We start from the raw sequence: 15,929 nt of genomic DNA, 5'->3' as shown, positions 1-15,929 counted from the left end.
GACGCCCGCCTGCTAACCCGATAGGTGTCAAATGGCAGGCGCAAAAGAGATTCGCAGCAAGATTGCGAGCATCAAAAGCACGCAGAAGATCACCAGCGCCATGGAAAAGGTGGCGGTCAGCAAGATGCGCAAGGCACAACAGCGCATGGCAGCTAGCCGTCCCTACGCGGAGCGTATCCGCCAGGTGATTGGTCATCTGGCCAACGCCAACCCGGAGTACCGCCACCCCTTCATGGTCGAGCGCGAAGTAAAACGTGCCGGTTATGTGGTGGTGAGCAGTGACCGCGGTCTGTGCGGTGGTCTGAACACCAACCTGTTCAAGGCCCTGGTCAGGGACATGGCGAAAGATCGCGAGCAAGGCGTGGAGATCGATCTCTGCGTGATTGGCTCCAAGGGCGCGGCATTCTTCCGCAACTTTGGTGGCAATGTGGTTGCTGCGATCAGCCACCTCGGCGAGGAGCCGTCGATCAACGACCTGATCGGTAGCGTCAAGGTCATGCTCGATGCCTACCTCGAAGGGCGTATCGACCGTCTGTCCGTGGTCTCGAACAAGTTCATCAACACCATGACGCAGAAGCCGACGGTGGAACAGTTGATTCCGCTGGTGGCCGATCCGGATCAAGAGCTCAAGCATCACTGGGACTATCTGTATGAGCCCGATGCCAAGGAGCTGCTCGACGGTCTGATGGTTCGCTACGTCGAATCGCAGGTGTACCAGGCGGTGGTCGAGAACAACGCGGCCGAGCAGGCTGCGCGGATGATCGCGATGAAGAACGCCACCGACAACGCCGGTGAACTGATCAGCGATTTGCAGCTGATCTACAACAAGGCGCGTCAGGCAGCGATCACCCAAGAGATTTCGGAAATCGTCGGCGGCGCTGCCGCGGTTTAAGAACGGTTCAAATATTCAGAGGAACCAAAGATGAGTAGCGGACGTATCGTTCAAATCATCGGCGCCGTTATCGACGTGGAATTCCCGCGTGATCAGGTGCCAGCCGTATACGAGGCGCTGAAAGTAGTCGGCGCCGAAACCACCCTGGAAGTCCAGCAGCAGCTGGGCGACGGCGTGGTGCGTTCCATTGCGATGGGTTCGACCGAAGGCCTCAAGCGTGGCCTGGACGTCACCCGCACCCACAAGGCCATCTCGGTACCGGTCGGTAAAGCGACCCTGGGCCGGATCATGGACGTGCTGGGCAACCCGATCGACGAAGCCGGCCCGATTGGCGAAGAAGAGGAGTGGGAAATCCACCGCGCTGCGCCGAGCTATGCCGAGCAAGCCGGCGGCAACGAGCTGCTGGAAACCGGCATCAAGGTGATCGACCTGGTCTGCCCGTTCGCCAAGGGCGGTAAGGTCGGTCTGTTCGGTGGCGCCGGCGTCGGCAAGACCGTGAACATGATGGAACTGATCCGTAACATCGCCATCGAGCACAGCGGTTATTCCGTGTTCGCCGGTGTGGGCGAGCGTACCCGTGAGGGTAACGACTTCTACCACGAGATGAAGGACTCCAACGTTCTCGACAAGGTAGCCCTGGTCTACGGTCAGATGAACGAGCCGCCAGGCAACCGTCTGCGCGTGGCGCTGACCGGCCTGACCATGGCCGAGAAGTTCCGTGACGAGGGTCGCGACGTACTGCTGTTCGTCGACAACATCTACCGTTACACCCTGGCCGGTACCGAAGTATCCGCACTGCTCGGCCGTATGCCGTCGGCAGTGGGTTACCAGCCGACCCTGGCCGAAGAGATGGGCGTTCTGCAGGAGCGCATCACCTCCACCAAGAAAGGCTCGATCACCTCGATCCAGGCCGTCTACGTACCTGCGGACGACCTGACCGACCCGAGCCCGGCGACCACCTTCGCCCACTTGGACGCCACCGTCGTACTGTCCCGTGACATCGCTTCCCTGGGTATCTACCCGGCCGTTGACCCGCTGGACTCCACCAGCCGTCAGCTGGACCCGAACGTCATCGGCAACGAACACTACGAGACCGCTCGTGGCGTTCAGTACGTGCTGCAGCGTTACAAGGAACTGAAGGACATCATCGCCATCCTCGGTATGGACGAGCTGTCCGAGTCGGACAAGCAGCTGGTATCGCGCGCTCGTAAGATCCAGCGTTTCCTGTCCCAGCCGTTCTTCGTGGCCGAAGTCTTCACCGGTTCGCCGGGCAAGTACGTGTCCCTCAAGGACACCATCGCCGGCTTCAGCGGCATTCTCAAGGGCGACTACGACCACCTGCCGGAACAAGCGTTCTACATGGTTGGCGGCATCGAAGAAGCCATCGAGAAGGCGAAGAAACTGTAATCACCCTATGCGCCCGGCGACGGGCGCATCAGGTTGTGGATAAACTTGTCCACAGCCTGTCACGTGAGGCAAGCGTATGGCTATGACAGTTCATTGCGATATCGTCAGCGCGGAAGCGGAGATCTTCTCCGGCCTGGTCGAGATGGTGATTGCGCACGGCAACCTGGGTGATCTGGGTATCGCTCCGGGCCACGCGCCGCTGATCACCGACCTCAAGCCGGGTCCGATCCGCCTGATCAAGCAAGGCGGCGAAGCCGAGGTGTACTACATCTCCGGTGGCTTCCTCGAAGTGCAGCCGAACATGGTCAAGGTTCTCGCCGACACCGTGCAGCGTGCTGCCGATATCGACGAAGCCGCCGCCCAGGAGGCCCTCAAGGCCGCCGAGAAGGCCCTGCACCAGCAGGGCGCGGAATTCGACTACGGTTCCGCCGCTTCTCACCTGGCGGAGGTCGCGGCCCAGCTGCGTACCGTCCAGCAGCTGCGCAAGAAGTTCGGCGGCTAACGCCGGCGGCTTCAACCGCGTTGGGAGAAAGGGTAGCCTTGGCTACCCTTTTTCTTTGTCCGACGTTTTTACCTTTGTCAGTCAGTAGCCCGGATGCAATCCGGGACGATCACCCCCGGACCTGATCCGGGCTACAGATAGGATCTGCTTCCATGTCGCTCGATATCGTTATCCTCGCCGCCGGTCAGGGCACGCGCATGCGTTCCGCGCTGCCCAAGGTCCTGCACCCGGTCGCCGGCCAGTCCATGCTCGGCCACGTGATCGCCACCGCCCGTCAGCTGCAGCCGCAAGGCATCCACGTGGTGATCGGCCATGGCGCCGAGCGGGTACGCGAGCGCCTGGCTGCCGACGACCTCAACTTCGTCCTGCAGGCCGAGCGCCTCGGCACCGGCCATGCCGTTGCCCAGGCGCTGCCGGCCTTGAGTGCCGAGCGTGTGCTGATCCTCTACGGCGACGTGCCGCTGATCGAAGCCGAGACCCTTCAGCGCCTGCTGGCCAAGGTAGCCGACGAGCAACTGGCCCTGCTCACAGTCGATCTGGTCGACCCCACCGGCTACGGCCGTATCGTCCGCGACGCGGCAGGCGTGGTGCAGGCCATAGTCGAGCACAAGGACGCCACCCCTGAGCAGCGGCAGATCTGCGAGGGCAACACCGGCATCCTCGCCGTGCCCGGCAAGCGCCTGGGCGACTGGCTCGGCCGCCTGTCCAACAGCAACGCCCAGGGCGAGTACTACCTCACCGACGTGATCGCGATGGCCGTGGCCGACGGCCTGCTGGTGGCCACCGAGCAGCCGCAGGACGCCATGGAAGTGCAGGGCGCCAACGACCGCATCCAGCTCGCCGAGCTGGAGCGTCACTACCAGCAGCGCGCCGCGCAGCGCTTGATGGCCCAAGGCGTGACCCTGCGCGACCCGGCGCGTTTCGACCTGCGTGGCGAGGTGACGGTGGGCCGCGACGTGCTGATCGACGTCAACGTGATTCTCGAAGGCAAGGTGCTGATCGAGGATGACGTACAGATTGGCCCGAACTGCGTGATCAAGGACTCGACCCTGCGCAAGGGCGCCATCGTCAAGGCCAACAGCCACCTGGAAGGCGCCGAGCTGGGCGAGGGCGCCGACTGCGGCCCGTTCGCCCGCCTGCGCCCTGGCGCCAGACTGGGGGCCAAGGCCCATGTCGGCAACTTCGTCGAGCTGAAGAACGCGGTGCTCGGCGAGGGCGCCAAGGCCGGTCACCTGAGCTACCTGGGCGACGCCGAGATCGGCGCGCGGACCAATATCGGCGCCGGCACCATCACCTGCAATTACGATGGCGCCAACAAGTTCCGCACGGTGATGGGCGAGGACGTGTTTATCGGCTCCAACAGCGCGCTGGTAGCGCCGGTTACCCTCGGCGATCGCGCCACCACCGGTGCCGGCTCGACCATCACCGCCGACGTGCCGGCCGACACCCTGGCCGTCGGCCGCGCCAAGCAGCGCAATATCGAAGGCTGGAAGCGGCCGACCAAGAAGACCTGACGGAGCCGGCAAGGATGCCACCAGGCAAACGCTGGATACTGCCCGGGCTGCTGCTGCTCTGGGCCTTGCTGCCGGAATGGCCGCGGATTCCGGTGGACGGCGCCAGCGCCCGGGACTGGAATCCGCAGACCTTCTGGTTCGAGCCCTGGGGACGCTCCGGCGTGCACAAGGGCATAGACATCTTCGCCAGGCTCGGCAAGCCGGTGCGCTCCAGCAGCTACGGCCTGGTGCTGTTTCGCGGCGAGATCGAGCAGGGCGGCAAGGTGGTCGTCGCCCTGGGGCCGAAGTGGCGCATTCATTACTACGCCCACCTGCACAGCGTCGAGGTCTTTCCGGGCCAGCCGCTGCTGACCGGCAGCGTGCTGGGCTCGGTCGGCGACAGTGGCAACGCCCGCGGCAAACCGGCGCATCTGCACTACTCGATCGTCAGCCTGCTGCCGCTGCCCTGGCGCGCGGACGACTCGACCCAGGGCTGGAAGAAGATGTTCTACCTCGACCCCAACGCGATCCTGCCGGCTCGTTGAGCGAGCGGGCCGGGCAGGGCGCCACCTCGTCCGGCGCCCTCGGCGGACCAGTCCGCGACCTGCGCGCCCTACGTCGATTCGCGCTTGACTCGAAAGCTTCGTTAGGTTTTGATTCGCGCCATTATCTTTCGAATCGAAACTTAAGCATGTCGAAGCGCAATACGCCGCAACGTCGCCACACCATTCTCGCCTTGCTCGCCGAGCAGGGCGAGGTGAGCGTGGACGCCCTGGCGCAGCACTTCGCCACCAGCGAAGTGACCATCCGCAAGGACCTCGCTGCGCTGGAGAAGAACGGCCTGCTGCTGCGCCGCTACGGCGGCGCGGTGCCGGTGCCGCAGGAGCTGATCGGCGAGCCGACGCAGCCGCTTTCCCCGCACAAGCAGGCCATCGCCCGTGCCGGCGTGGCGCGCGTCCGCGAGCACGCGCGAATCATCATCGACAGCGGCACCACCACCGCGGCGATGATCCCCCAGCTCGGCCACCGGCCCGGCCTGGTGGTGATGACCAACTCGCTGAACGTGGCCAACGCCCTGCGCGAACTGGAGCACGAGCCGGTGCTGCTGATGACCGGCGGCACCTGGGACCCGCACTCGGAGTCCTTCCAGGGCCAGGTGGCCGAGCAGGTGCTGCGTTCCTACGATTTCGACCAGCTGTTTATCGGCGCCGACGGCATCGACCTGGAGCGCGGCACCACCACCTTCAACGAGCTGCTCGGTCTGTCGCGGGTGATGGCCGAGGTCGCCCGCGAGGTCATCGTCATGGTCGAGAGCGACAAGATCGGCCGGCGTATCCCCAATCTCGAGCTGCCCTGGGGCAGCGTGCATACCCTGATCACCGATTCGCGCCTGGATGCCCAGGCGGCCGAACAAATACGCGCGCGCGGCATCCAGCTAATTCTCGCGCCGCTGGAAACTTGAGGAGACAACCATGTGTGGAATCGTCGGCGCCATCGCGGAGCGCAATATCACCCCTGTTCTGGTGGAAGGCCTCAAGCGCCTGGAATACCGCGGCTATGACAGCGCCGGGGTGGCGCTGCTGACCGAGCAGGGCGCACTGGATCGCCGCCGCCGCGTGGGCAAGGTCAGCGAACTGCAGGCCGCCCTGCAGGCCGAGCCGCTGGCCGGGCGTCTGGGCATCGCCCACACCCGCTGGGCCACCCACGGCGCGCCGAGCGAGCGCAACGCCCACCCGCACTTTTCGGGTCATGAGTTGGCCGTGGTGCACAACGGCATCATCGAGAACCACGAAGAGCTGCGCGAGCGCCTCACGGGCCTGGGCTACGTGTTCAGCTCCGATACCGACACCGAAACCATCGTCCACCTGCTCGAGCACAAGCTGCAGCAACTCGGCGACCTCACCGCCGCGCTCAAGGCCGCCATCCCCGAACTGCACGGCGCCTACGGCCTGGCGGTGATCAGTGTCAAGCAGCCCGACCGTCTGCTCGCCGCCCGCAGCGGCAGCCCGCTGGTGATCGGCCTTGGCCACGGCGAGAACTTCCTCGCCTCCGATCAACTGGCGCTGCGTCAGGTCACCGACCGCTTTATCTACCTGGAAGAGGGCGACATCGCCGAGATTCGCCGCGACAGCGTGCAACTGTGGGACGCCGCCGGCCAGCCGGTGCAGCGCGAGGCGGTGCAGTACCACGAAGGCGCCGAGGCAGCCGACAAGGGCGAATACCGCCACTTCATGCTCAAGGAAATCCACGAGCAGCCCAAGGTGGTGCAACGCACCCTGGAAGGCCGTCTGGGCAGCGACCACGTGCTGGTGCAGGCCTTCGGCCCGCAGGCCGCCGAGCTGTTCGCCAAGGTCAGGAACGTGCAGATCGTCGCCTGTGGCACCAGCTACCACGCCGGCATGGTCGCCCGTTACTGGCTGGAAGAGCTGGCCGGCATCCCCTGTCAGGTCGAAGTGGCCAGCGAGTTCCGCTACCGCAAGGTGGTGGTGCAGCCGGACACCCTGTTCGTCAGCGTGTCGCAGTCCGGCGAGACCGCCGACACCCTGGCCGCGCTGCGCAACGCCAAGGAGAAGGCGCCGGGCCAGGGCGGCTACCTGGCCAGCCTGGTGATCTGCAACGTCGGCACCAGCTCGCTGGTGCGCGAGTCCGACCTGTGCCTGCTGACCCAGGCCGGCCCGGAAATCGGCGTGGCCTCGACCAAGGCCTTCACCACCCAGCTGGTGGGCCTGATGCTGCTGACCCTGGCCCTCGGCCAGGTGCACGGCAACCTGGACAAGGCGCTGACCGCCGAGCTGGTGGAAGAGCTGCGCCGCCTGCCGACCCGCCTGGGCGAAGCGCTGGCGATGGACAAGACGGTCGAGAAGATCTCCGAGCTGTTCGCCGAGAAGCACCACAGCCTGTTCCTCGGCCGCGGCGCGCAGTACCCGGTGGCCATGGAAGGGGCGCTCAAGCTCAAGGAAATCTCCTATATCCACGCCGAGGCCTACCCGGCCGGCGAGCTCAAGCATGGGCCGCTGGCGCTGGTCGACGCCGACATGCCGGTGGTCACGGTGGCGCCGAACAACGAGCTGCTGGAAAAACTCAAGTCCAACCTGCAGGAAGTGCGCGCCCGCGGCGGCGAGCTGATCGTCTTCGCCGACCAGCAGGCCGGCATGCGCAACGGCGAGGGCACCCACGTGGTGGCCATGCCGCATATCCACGACCTGCTCGCGCCTATCCTCTACACCGTGCCGCTGCAGCTGCTGTCCTACTACGTCGCCGTGCTCAAGGGCACCGACGTCGACCAGCCGCGCAACCTGGCCAAGAGCGTGACGGTCGAATAAGGCCGCTGGCGAAGAAAAGCCCGTCCATCTGGACGGGCTTTTGCGTTTCTATCACGCCGAAATCTTGCTCAGGTGCAGCTCTTCGGGGCGTAGCGTAAGCACGCGAACGCCTTCGCGGGTGACCGCCACGGTGTGTTCGAATTGCGCCGAGAGCTGGCCTTCGCAGGTCACCACCGTCCAGCCGTCGCGCAGGGTGCGTACATCCGCCTTGCCCTGGTTGAGCATGGGTTCGATGGTGAAGGTCATGCCTTCGCGCAGCGTCAGGCCGGTGCCGGCTTTGCCCCAGTGCAGCACTTCGGGTGGCTCGTGCATTTCCCGGCCAATGCCGTGGCCGCAGTAGTCGCGAACCACCGAATAGCCGTGGGCGCGAGCGTGCCGTTCGATGGCGTGGCCGATATCCCCGAGCCGGGCGCCTGGCCTCACGGCTTCGATGCCCTTGCACATCGCTTCATAGGTAATCCGGGTGAGCTGACGAGCCTGGTCCGACACCTCACCGATCAGGTAGGTCTTGCTCGAATCGGCGATATAGCCGTTCTTTTCCAGGGTGATGTCGAAATTCACCAGATCGCCGCTGCGCAGAATCTCGTCAGCGCTGGGTACGCCATGGCACACCACCTCGTTGCGCGACGTGTTCATGGCGTAGGCGAAACCATACTGTCCCTTGCTCGCCGGGCGCGCCTTGAGTTCACCGACGATGTAGTTATCCACAAGGTCGTTGACCTGCAGGGTGGACATGCCGAGCAGATCCAGGCGATCCAGATAGGCGAACACCGAGGCCAGCAACCTGCCGGATTCCGCCATCAGGGCGATCTGCTGCGGCGTCTTGCTCATGAGGCGTCCGCCATGCGCGGCGGGACCACTACGCCGGCTGCGCGCAGCTCGGCGGCCATCACCTCGTTGAAACTCAGCGTCGGGTTCATCTCGCAGAGCATGCCGATGCGAATCCAGAACCCTGCCTGGGCATTGATGGAACGGCCCGACACGCTGCTCGCCCGGCGAATCTGGTCGTGCAGCTCATCATCGATATTGACGATACCCATGCTGATTTTCCTTTATATGGTTCGTATATGAAACATATATAAACACGGATAGGTTTAGTCCACCAGCGCCAGTAGCAGGGCAAAGGAGGCTCACTCATCCCTTACACTGGTGCCAGGCATGCAGGCAGGCTGGGCCCTTGACTCAGGCAGGAACAGGAGAGCGGATGAAGTGCGCAGATGTGAAACGCAGAACGGCCGAGGGCGTTCTGTTCGATACCCAGATCATGGTCAACCCGGCCAATACCACGGAGTGGATCGTGTTGTTCAAGAAAGACGCGGGCCGCAGCTTCTTTCTGGTGGATGAAGACGAGCAGGTGCAGACCTTTGCCAGCCTGGATGCACTAATGCCGGAGCTGCGGGCTCTGGGTATCAAGCGGGTCGAGGTGCAGCTGTGAGCAGTTGCTCACAGTTGCCGGGGATCAACTTGTGGATATCCTCGTGATACCTGGCTAAAGCCCTGATAGATAGGGTCTTTCAGCGATTTGTACAGAAACTGCACGCCTGCATGCCCACTATCCACAGAGCACCTGGATAACAGGCTTTCTATCCTGTTGATAAGGCTCTGAAATCCAGAGATAGCAAGGCTTCCAGCGCTTTGTTCGGTTTTTCGCCAAGCTCAATCGGTGCCGGGACGGTAGAGATGACGATGCGCCGCGTCGTACAGCGCCGATTCGGCGAAGGCGCCCGGATCTAGCACGCGGCCGACCAGGATCAGCGCAGTGCGGCGAAAGTCCTTGGCGGCGACCTTGGCCTCGATATCGGCCAAGGTGCCCTGTACCCAGTCCTGATCGGGCCAGCTCGCCCTGTGGATAACCGCGATGGGGCAGTCGGCGCCATAGTGCGGCAGCAGCTCGCCGACTATGGCCGGCAGCTGACGCACGCCGAGGTGGATGGCCAGGGTCGCGCGGTGCCTGGCCAGGTCATGCAACTGCTCGCCCTCGGGCATCGGCGAGGTGGTGCCGTAGCGGGTAAGGATCAGGGTCTGCGACACGCCGGGCAGGGTCAGTTCGCTTTCCAGCAAGGCGGCGCAAGCAGCGGTGGCGGTGACCCCGGGGACTATCTCGAAGGGGATGCCGAGGGCGCGCAACTCGCGAATCTGCTCGCCGATGGCACCGTACAGCGAGGGGTCGCCGGAATGCACGCGGGCCACGTCCTGGCCGCGCTTATGGGCCTGGCGCAGCAGTTCGATAATCTCGCTCAGGTGCAATTCGGCGGTATTCACCACCCGTTCGGCGCTATGGCCCTGCAGCACCGCCTCGGGCACCAGCGAGCCGGCGTAGAGGATCACCGGGCACGAACGGATCAGGCGCTGCCCCTTGACGGTGATCAGCTCGGGGTCGCCGGGGCCGGCGCCGATAAAGTAGACGGTCATGCTGCGGGCTCTCTCTCGAAAGTGGCCAGCGCACAGGTGGCGTTGGCCGTGCGGTTTTTCTCGCCGAGCAGACGAGGCGTGGCGCCCAGGCGGGCGGCCAGGGCCAGGGCGCAGGGCTCGGCCACCGCGGGGCTGCCGGTGACGGACTGGACCAGGGCGTTGCCGCCGGTGGCCGACTGCTGAGGCGCGAGTTCTTCGCTGCTGAAGAACTGCGGCCTCAGCTTCAGCTGCTCGGCCAGTTCCTGCAGTGCCGTTTCCTCGCGCTTGTGGGCGATGCTGGCCAATCCGGCCAGGTTATCCACAGTCAGCTCATGCTGGCTTAGGCTGTGGATAAGCAGGGCTAGCAGCTCGTCCAGGCTGCAGCCGCGCCGGCAGCCCAGTCCGGCCACCACCTGCGGCGGCGATGCTGAGCGGCATGTGGAAGAGGCGGGCAGCATAGGCGGTATTCGGGCTGAGTGGCGGCGTAGCTCAACATGGCGCCCCCCACCGGTCAACCGCGATTGACCGACCGCCGCGGCCTGCGTAGCCTTCTCGCGTTCGAGGTTCTTCCCGGCAGTGCCGCCGGGAAGCTAAGAGGGAACAGGGTCGATGCCCTGGCTGCCCCCGCAACTGTAAACGGTCTCAAGCCCTTCGACACACCACTGCCCTATGGCGGGAAGGTGAAGGGTCGCGTATTACGCAGACCGTGAGCCAGGAGACCTGCCTCGTTTCGTCAGCCAACTGTTCGGACGGGGTGATCCGACGCGGCCAGCATGCTCGCGCGTGCTTGTCTGCCCGTCCCCGTCCGCCGAATTTATCGTCGCCACGGGGCCCGCCATGAAAACCCTCGCCAAACTGCCCGTCACCATCGTCACCGGTTTTCTCGGTGCCGGCAAAACCACCTTGTTGCGCCATCTGCTGGCTCACGCCGAGGGGCGCCGTATCGCGGTGATCGTCAACGAGTTCGGCGAGCTGGGCATCGACGGCGAGATCCTCAAGCAGTGCGCCATCGGCTGCAGCGAGGAAGAGGCCATGGGCCGCGTCTTCGAGCTGGCCAATGGCTGCCTGTGCTGCACGGTGCAGGAAGAGTTCTTCCCGGTGATGCGCGAGTTGGTGGCGCGGCGTGACGATCTCGACCATATCCTGATCGAGACTAGCGGCCTGGCCCTGCCCAAGCCGCTGGTGCAGGCCTTCAACTGGCCGGAAATCCGCAACGCCTGCACCGTCGATGCGGTGATCACCGTAGTCGACAGCCCGGCTGTGCTGGCCGGCACCTTCGCCGCCTTCCCCGAGCAGGTGGACGCGCAGCGCCAGCTCGACCCCAACCTCGACCACGAATCGCCGCTGCACGAGCTGTTCGCCGATCAGCTGGCCAGCGCCGACCTGGTGATCCTCAACAAGGCCGACCTGCTCGACGCCGAGGCGCTGGCCGCGGTACGCGCGGAGGTGGCCGAGGAGCTGCCGGCGGCGGTCAAGGTGATCGAGGCGCATGGCGGCGAGTTGCCGCTGGACGTGCTGCTGGGCCTGAACAGCGAAACCGAGCTGCATATCGACAGCCGCCGCACCCATCACGACGATGAAGACGACGACCACGATCACGAAGAATTCGCTTCGTTCCACGTGGAACTACCCGAAGCCGAGGAGGCGCGCCTGCTGGCCGCGCTGAAGGACGCGGTGGGCAAACACGGCATCCTGCGGGTCAAGGGCTTCGCCGCCATCCCTGGCAAACCGATGCGTCTGTTGGTCCAGGGTGTCGGCCAGCGCTTCGACCGCCACTTCGACCGCGCCTGGCAGGCCGACGAGCCGCGCCTGAGCCGCCTGGTGCTGATTGGCCAGCAGCTCGACCGCGCGGCCATCGAAGCCGAGCTGCAAGCGGCGCTGGTTTGATGGTGATCGCCGGCAAGCCGGCTCCTACACATCCCGCAGGAGCCGGCTTGCCGGCGATTTATCGGGACCTCTGATGCACCTTCTACGCACCCAGCCCGGCGCCCAGTTACCCGCCGACAGCATCGCCGACCTCGGCCAGACCCCGGCCGAGCTGGTGATCCTGTGCACCGGCGATTCGCACCTGTCCTTGCTGGCCGAGGCCGCGCGGCAGCTGCCGGACGATTACCCCAGCCTGCGCCTGGCCAGCCCGGCGCAGCTGAGCAACCACGCCTCGGTGGACTACTACGTCGAGCAGGTGCTGCAGCACGCCAAGGTCATCCTGATCTCGGTGCATGGTGGCGTCAGCTACTGGCGCTACGGCATCGAGCGCCTGGTGGAGCTGGGGACGCGCGGCGCCAGGGTGATCATGGTGCCGGGCGACGACAAGCCCGACCCTGAGCTGAGTGCGCTCGGCAACGTCGCCGAGGAAGATAGCCAGCGCCTCTGGCAATACCTGCGCCAGGGCGGGCTGGACAACGCGCGCCAGCTGTTTCGCTGCATCGGCAGCCGCTGGCTGGGGCGTGACGACAGTTGGCGGGAGCCACAGCCGCTACCGCGTGTCGGCCTCTATCACCCGCAGCACAGTCCGGCCACGCTGGCCGCCTGGCGTGCGCAGTGGCAACCCGGCGCGCCTGTGGCGGCGCTGCTGTTCTACCGCAACCATGTGCAGTCGGCGAACACCGCCTTCGTCGATGCCTTCTGCCGGCATTTGCAGGCCCAGGGCCTCAACCCGCTGCCGATTGCCGTGGCCAGCCTCAAGGAACCGGCCTGCCTGTATCAGGTGCAGGAGTGGCTGGATGACACCCAGGCTGCGCTGATCATCAATACCACCGGCTTTGCCCTGTCCAACCCCGAGGCGCCGCAGGCGCGGGTGTTCCGTCGCGATATCCCGGTGCTGCAGGCCATCTGCGCGCTGGACAACCAGGCGCAGTGGCAGGCCAGCGCCCAGGGCCTGGGCTCGCGTGACCTGGCGATGCACGTGGTGCTGCCGGAGCTGGATGGCCGGCTGATCGGCACCGCCATCAGCTTCAAGGGCCTGGCCTGGCGCAGCGAGCGTAGCCAGAGCGATGTGCTGTGCTACCAGGCGCATGAATCGGGCATGGCCTTCGTCGCCGAGCTGGCACGTAACTGGTGCAAGTTGGCGCTTAAAAGCAACAATCAGAAGCGAATCGCGCTGATCCTGGCCAATTACCCGACCCGTGACGGCCGCATCGGCAACGGCGTCGGCCTGGATACCCCGGCCGCCGCGCTGAATGTCCTCCGCGCGCTGCAACAGCAGGGCTACCCGGTGGATAAGCTGCCGGACAGCGGCACCGCACTTGTCTACAGCCTGCTCGGTGGCGTCACCAACGATCTGGATGGCCTGGATTCGCGCCCCTGTGCGCAGAGTCTGGCACTGGATGACTATCTGCGGTTCTTCCACAGCCTGCCTGAGCAAAATCAGCAGGCGGTGCGCGAACGTTGGGACGAGCCGCAGCAGGATCCGATGTTCCGCAGCGGGCGGATGATGGTGGCCGGCCTGCGCTTCGGTCTCACCTTCGTCGGCATCCAGCCGGCGCGCGGCTACCAGCTCGACCCGGCGGCGGTATACCACGACCCCGATCTGGTGCCGCCGCACGGCTATATCGCCTTCTACGCCTGGCTGCGCACGGCCTTCGCCGCCGATGCGCTGATCCACGTTGGCAAGCACGGCAACCTGGAATGGCTGCCGGGCAAGAGCGTCGGCCTCTCCGAGGGCTGCTGGCCGCAGGCGCTGATCGGCCCGCTGCCGAATATCTATCCCTTTATCGTCAACGATCCGGGCGAGGGGGCGCAGGCCAAGCGCCGCACCCAGGCAGTGATCATCGATCACCTGATGCCGCCGCTGACCCGTGCCGAGAGCTACGGCCCGCTGCGCGACCTGGAGCGCCTGGCCGACGAGTATTTCGAGGCCAGCCAGCTCGACCAGCGCCGCGCCGTGGAGCTGCGCGGCGAGATCCTGACCAAGGTGCGCGAAGCCAGCCTCGACCGCGAGCTGGGTCTGCAACTGAGCGACGACCCGGAAAGCTGGCTGCCGCAGCTCGATGCCTACCTGTGTGACCTCAAGGAATCGCAGATCCGCGATGGCCTGCACGTGTTCGGCGAGTCGCCGGCCGGCCAGCTGCGTCGCGATACCCTGCTGGCGCTGCTGCGTATCCCCCGTGGCGATGGCCAGGGCGCCAATGCCAGCCTGCTGCGCGCGCTGGCTCGCGGCCTGGAGCTGGGTCTCGATCCGCTGGATTGCGATATGGGCCAGGCCTGGCAAGGGCTGCGTCCACAGGCGTTGCAGGCTGTGGATAACAGCCTGTGGCGCACGTTCGGCGACACCCGCGAACGCCTGGAGCTGCTGGCGCTCGCATTGATCGAGCGACGCCTGAATGGTGAGCGCATCGGCGATTTCGGTGCCGAGGTGGCGCTGATCCTCGATGGCCTGGCCGAGCATATCGCGCCGTTGCTCGATGCGTGCGGCGAAGCCGAGATGAGTGGCCTATTGGCGGCTTTGGAAGGGCGTTTCGTGCCCGCCGGGCCAAGCGGCGCGCCGAGTCGCGGGCGCCTGGATGTGCTGCCCACCGGGCGCAACTTCTTTACCGTCGACGTGCGCCATCTGCCCACGCCGACCGCCTGGCGCCTCGGCGTGCAGGCGGCTGATCGTCTGCTCGAACGTCATCTGCAGGACGAGGGCGATCACCTGCGCCAGCTCGGCCTGTCGGTGTGGGGCACGGCAACCATGCGCACCGGTGGCGACGATATCGCCCAGGCTCTGGCGCTGATGGGCGTGCGCCCGGTTTGGCAGCCCGGCAGCCAGCGCGTCGAGCGCTGTGAGGTGCTGCCGCTGGAACAGCTCGGTCGACCCCGGGTGGATGTCACCCTGCGTGTCTCGGGCTTCTTCCGCGATGCCTTCAGCAACCTGATTCGCCTGTTCGACGAGGCGGTGCAGGCGGTGATCGAGTTGGACGAACCGGAAGACATGAACCCGCTGTCGGCGCGGGTCTGGCGTGAGTCGCTGGCGCTCGAGGACAGCGGCCTGGATGCAGCCGAAGCACGGCGCCAGGCCGGCTGGCGGGTGTTCGGCGCCAAGCCGGGGGCCTATGGTGCCGGGGTGCAGAACGCCATCGAGGAGCGCCTGTGGCAGAGCCGCGCGGATCTCGCCGAGGTGTATCTGAACTGGGGCGGCTACGCCTACGGCAGCGGCGCCGAGGGCACGCCGGCGCGGGCGCAGTTCGCCGAACGCCTGGAGCAGCTGCAGGCGGTGCTGCACAACCAGGATAACCGCGAGCACGACATCCTCGATTCCAACGACTACTACCAGTTCCAGGGCGGCATGCTGGCGGCGGTGGAAACCCTGCGCGGGCTCAAGGTGGCCAGTTACCTGGGCGACAACAGCCAGCCGGACACCCCGCGCATCCGCACCTTGAAGGAAGAACTGGGGCGCGTGGTGCGCGCCCGCGCCGCCAATCCCAAGTGGATCGCGGGCATGAAGCGCCACGGCTACAAGGGCGCCTTCGAGCTGGCCGCGACCGTCGACTACCTGTTCGCCTTCGACGCCACCAGCGAGCTGGTCGATGACCACCAGTACGCGCTGCTCACCGATGCCTACCTGCTCGACAAAGACACCCGCGACTTTATCCAGCAGCACAACCCCGGCGCCCTCAACGACATCCTCGAACGCCTGCTGGAAGCCCAGCAGCGCGGACTGTGGCAGACCCCCGGTGAGTACCGCGAGGCGCTGGAAAACCTGCTGCTCGATAGCGAGGAGTCATGACGCGACGCATTCCCCTAGGGTGGGTTAGCCGGCTGTCGCGGTGCCTGGTCGGTTCGCCGAAGCGGGTGCGGCGTAACCCACCATTGGCGCCACACGATGTATCGCCTGGTGGGTTACGCGGCGCGCCGAGTTTTTCTGCAGATACAAGGCCGGCGTTCTGCGCCGCTAACCCACCCTACGGGGGCATGCAGCCCGTAGCCCGGATGCCATCCGG

General features: G+C 65.5%; 14 protein-coding genes and 1 riboswitch. Of the genes, 10 read left to right on the top strand and 4 right to left on the bottom strand.

Features of this window, described 5'->3' with window-relative positions:
- Positions 1 to 31 precede the first annotated feature (31 nt).
- The 7 genes from atpG (at position 32) to glmS (ending at position 7,617) form a co-directional block, all read left to right on the top strand.
- Positions 32 to 892, top strand: coding sequence for a F0F1 ATP synthase subunit gamma (atpG, locus tag AC1G9C_RS24875; RefSeq protein WP_021442425.1), 861 nt, complete (start codon positions 32 to 34; stop codon positions 890 to 892).
- 30 nt (positions 893 to 922) lie between these two features.
- Complete coding sequence (gene atpD / locus AC1G9C_RS24870; protein ID WP_480409111.1) at positions 923 to 2,299, top strand: F0F1 ATP synthase subunit beta; 1,377 nt, start codon at positions 923 to 925, stop codon at positions 2,297 to 2,299.
- Positions 2,300 to 2,375: 76 nt separating this feature from the next.
- Positions 2,376 to 2,801, top strand: a complete 426-nt coding sequence (locus AC1G9C_RS24865) for a F0F1 ATP synthase subunit epsilon (RefSeq protein WP_031302723.1) — start codon at positions 2,376 to 2,378, stop codon at positions 2,799 to 2,801.
- Positions 2,802 to 2,953: 152 nt separating this feature from the next.
- Positions 2,954 to 4,315 carry a bifunctional UDP-N-acetylglucosamine diphosphorylase/glucosamine-1-phosphate N-acetyltransferase GlmU gene (glmU, locus tag AC1G9C_RS24860; RefSeq protein ID WP_480409110.1) on the top strand — a complete coding sequence of 454 codons (1,362 nt, stop codon included), beginning with the start codon at positions 2,954 to 2,956 and terminating at the stop codon, positions 4,313 to 4,315.
- A 14-nt stretch (positions 4,316 to 4,329) separates the two neighbouring features.
- Positions 4,330 to 4,839: a M23 family metallopeptidase gene (locus AC1G9C_RS24855; RefSeq protein WP_480409109.1), complete on the top strand. Its 510-nt coding sequence runs from the start codon at positions 4,330 to 4,332 to the stop codon at positions 4,837 to 4,839.
- A 146-nt stretch (positions 4,840 to 4,985) separates the two neighbouring features.
- Positions 4,986 to 5,756 (top strand): DeoR/GlpR family DNA-binding transcription regulator, encoded by a 771-nt coding sequence (locus tag AC1G9C_RS24850; RefSeq protein WP_480409108.1) that lies wholly within the window; start codon positions 4,986 to 4,988, stop codon positions 5,754 to 5,756.
- Positions 5,757 to 5,766: 10 nt separating this feature from the next.
- The gene (gene glmS / locus AC1G9C_RS24845) at positions 5,767 to 7,617 is read left to right on the top strand and encodes a glutamine--fructose-6-phosphate transaminase (isomerizing) (protein WP_480409107.1); all 1,851 of its coding nucleotides are present in this window, start codon (positions 5,767 to 5,769) and stop codon (positions 7,615 to 7,617) included.
- Between the two features lie 51 nt (positions 7,618 to 7,668).
- On the opposite strand, the gene map is transcribed toward glmS, so the two are convergent.
- Together map and AC1G9C_RS24835 are read right to left on the bottom strand one after the other, a co-directional pair.
- The gene (gene map, locus AC1G9C_RS24840; RefSeq protein ID WP_480409106.1) at positions 7,669 to 8,448 is read right to left on the bottom strand and encodes a type I methionyl aminopeptidase; all 780 of its coding nucleotides are present in this window, start codon (positions 8,446 to 8,448) and stop codon (positions 7,669 to 7,671) included.
- Complete coding sequence (locus tag AC1G9C_RS24835) at positions 8,445 to 8,657, bottom strand: ParD-like family protein (protein ID WP_021442417.1); 213 nt, start codon at positions 8,655 to 8,657, stop codon at positions 8,445 to 8,447. The genes map and AC1G9C_RS24835 overlap by 4 nt, the downstream gene beginning before the upstream one ends.
- 164 nt (positions 8,658 to 8,821) lie before the next feature.
- Between AC1G9C_RS24835 and AC1G9C_RS24830 the strand changes: the two genes are divergently transcribed.
- Complete coding sequence (locus AC1G9C_RS24830; protein ID WP_480409105.1) at positions 8,822 to 9,052, top strand: hypothetical protein; 231 nt, start codon at positions 8,822 to 8,824, stop codon at positions 9,050 to 9,052.
- A 221-nt stretch (positions 9,053 to 9,273) separates the two neighbouring features.
- Here the strand turns inward: AC1G9C_RS24830 and cobM are convergent, their stop codons facing one another.
- Together cobM and AC1G9C_RS24820 are read right to left on the bottom strand one after the other, a co-directional pair.
- A complete protein-coding gene (cobM, locus tag AC1G9C_RS24825) occupies positions 9,274 to 10,029 on the bottom strand; it encodes a precorrin-4 C(11)-methyltransferase (protein WP_480409104.1) in 756 nt (251 codons plus the stop codon).
- The gene (locus AC1G9C_RS24820) at positions 10,026 to 10,466 is read right to left on the bottom strand and encodes a cobalamin biosynthesis protein (RefSeq protein ID WP_480409103.1); all 441 of its coding nucleotides are present in this window, start codon (positions 10,464 to 10,466) and stop codon (positions 10,026 to 10,028) included. Before AC1G9C_RS24820 ends, cobM begins: the two co-directional genes overlap by 4 nt.
- 86 nt (positions 10,467 to 10,552) lie before the next feature.
- A riboswitch (cobalamin riboswitch) is annotated at positions 10,553 to 10,750 on the top strand.
- 95 nt (positions 10,751 to 10,845) lie between these two features.
- Here AC1G9C_RS24820 and cobW point away from each other — a divergent pair.
- Both cobW and cobN read left to right on the top strand, forming a co-directional pair.
- The gene (gene cobW / locus AC1G9C_RS24815) at positions 10,846 to 11,895 is read left to right on the top strand and encodes a cobalamin biosynthesis protein CobW (protein ID WP_480409102.1); all 1,050 of its coding nucleotides are present in this window, start codon (positions 10,846 to 10,848) and stop codon (positions 11,893 to 11,895) included.
- 73 nt (positions 11,896 to 11,968) lie between these two features.
- Positions 11,969 to 15,715, top strand: a complete 3,747-nt coding sequence (gene cobN, locus AC1G9C_RS24810) for a cobaltochelatase subunit CobN (protein ID WP_480409101.1) — start codon at positions 11,969 to 11,971, stop codon at positions 15,713 to 15,715.
- The last annotated feature ends 214 nt before the right edge of the window (positions 15,716 to 15,929 follow it).

It is taken from the genome of Pseudomonas sp. ABa2 (assembly GCF_056676075.1).
This window is presented reverse-complemented; position numbering and strand designations above follow the sequence as displayed.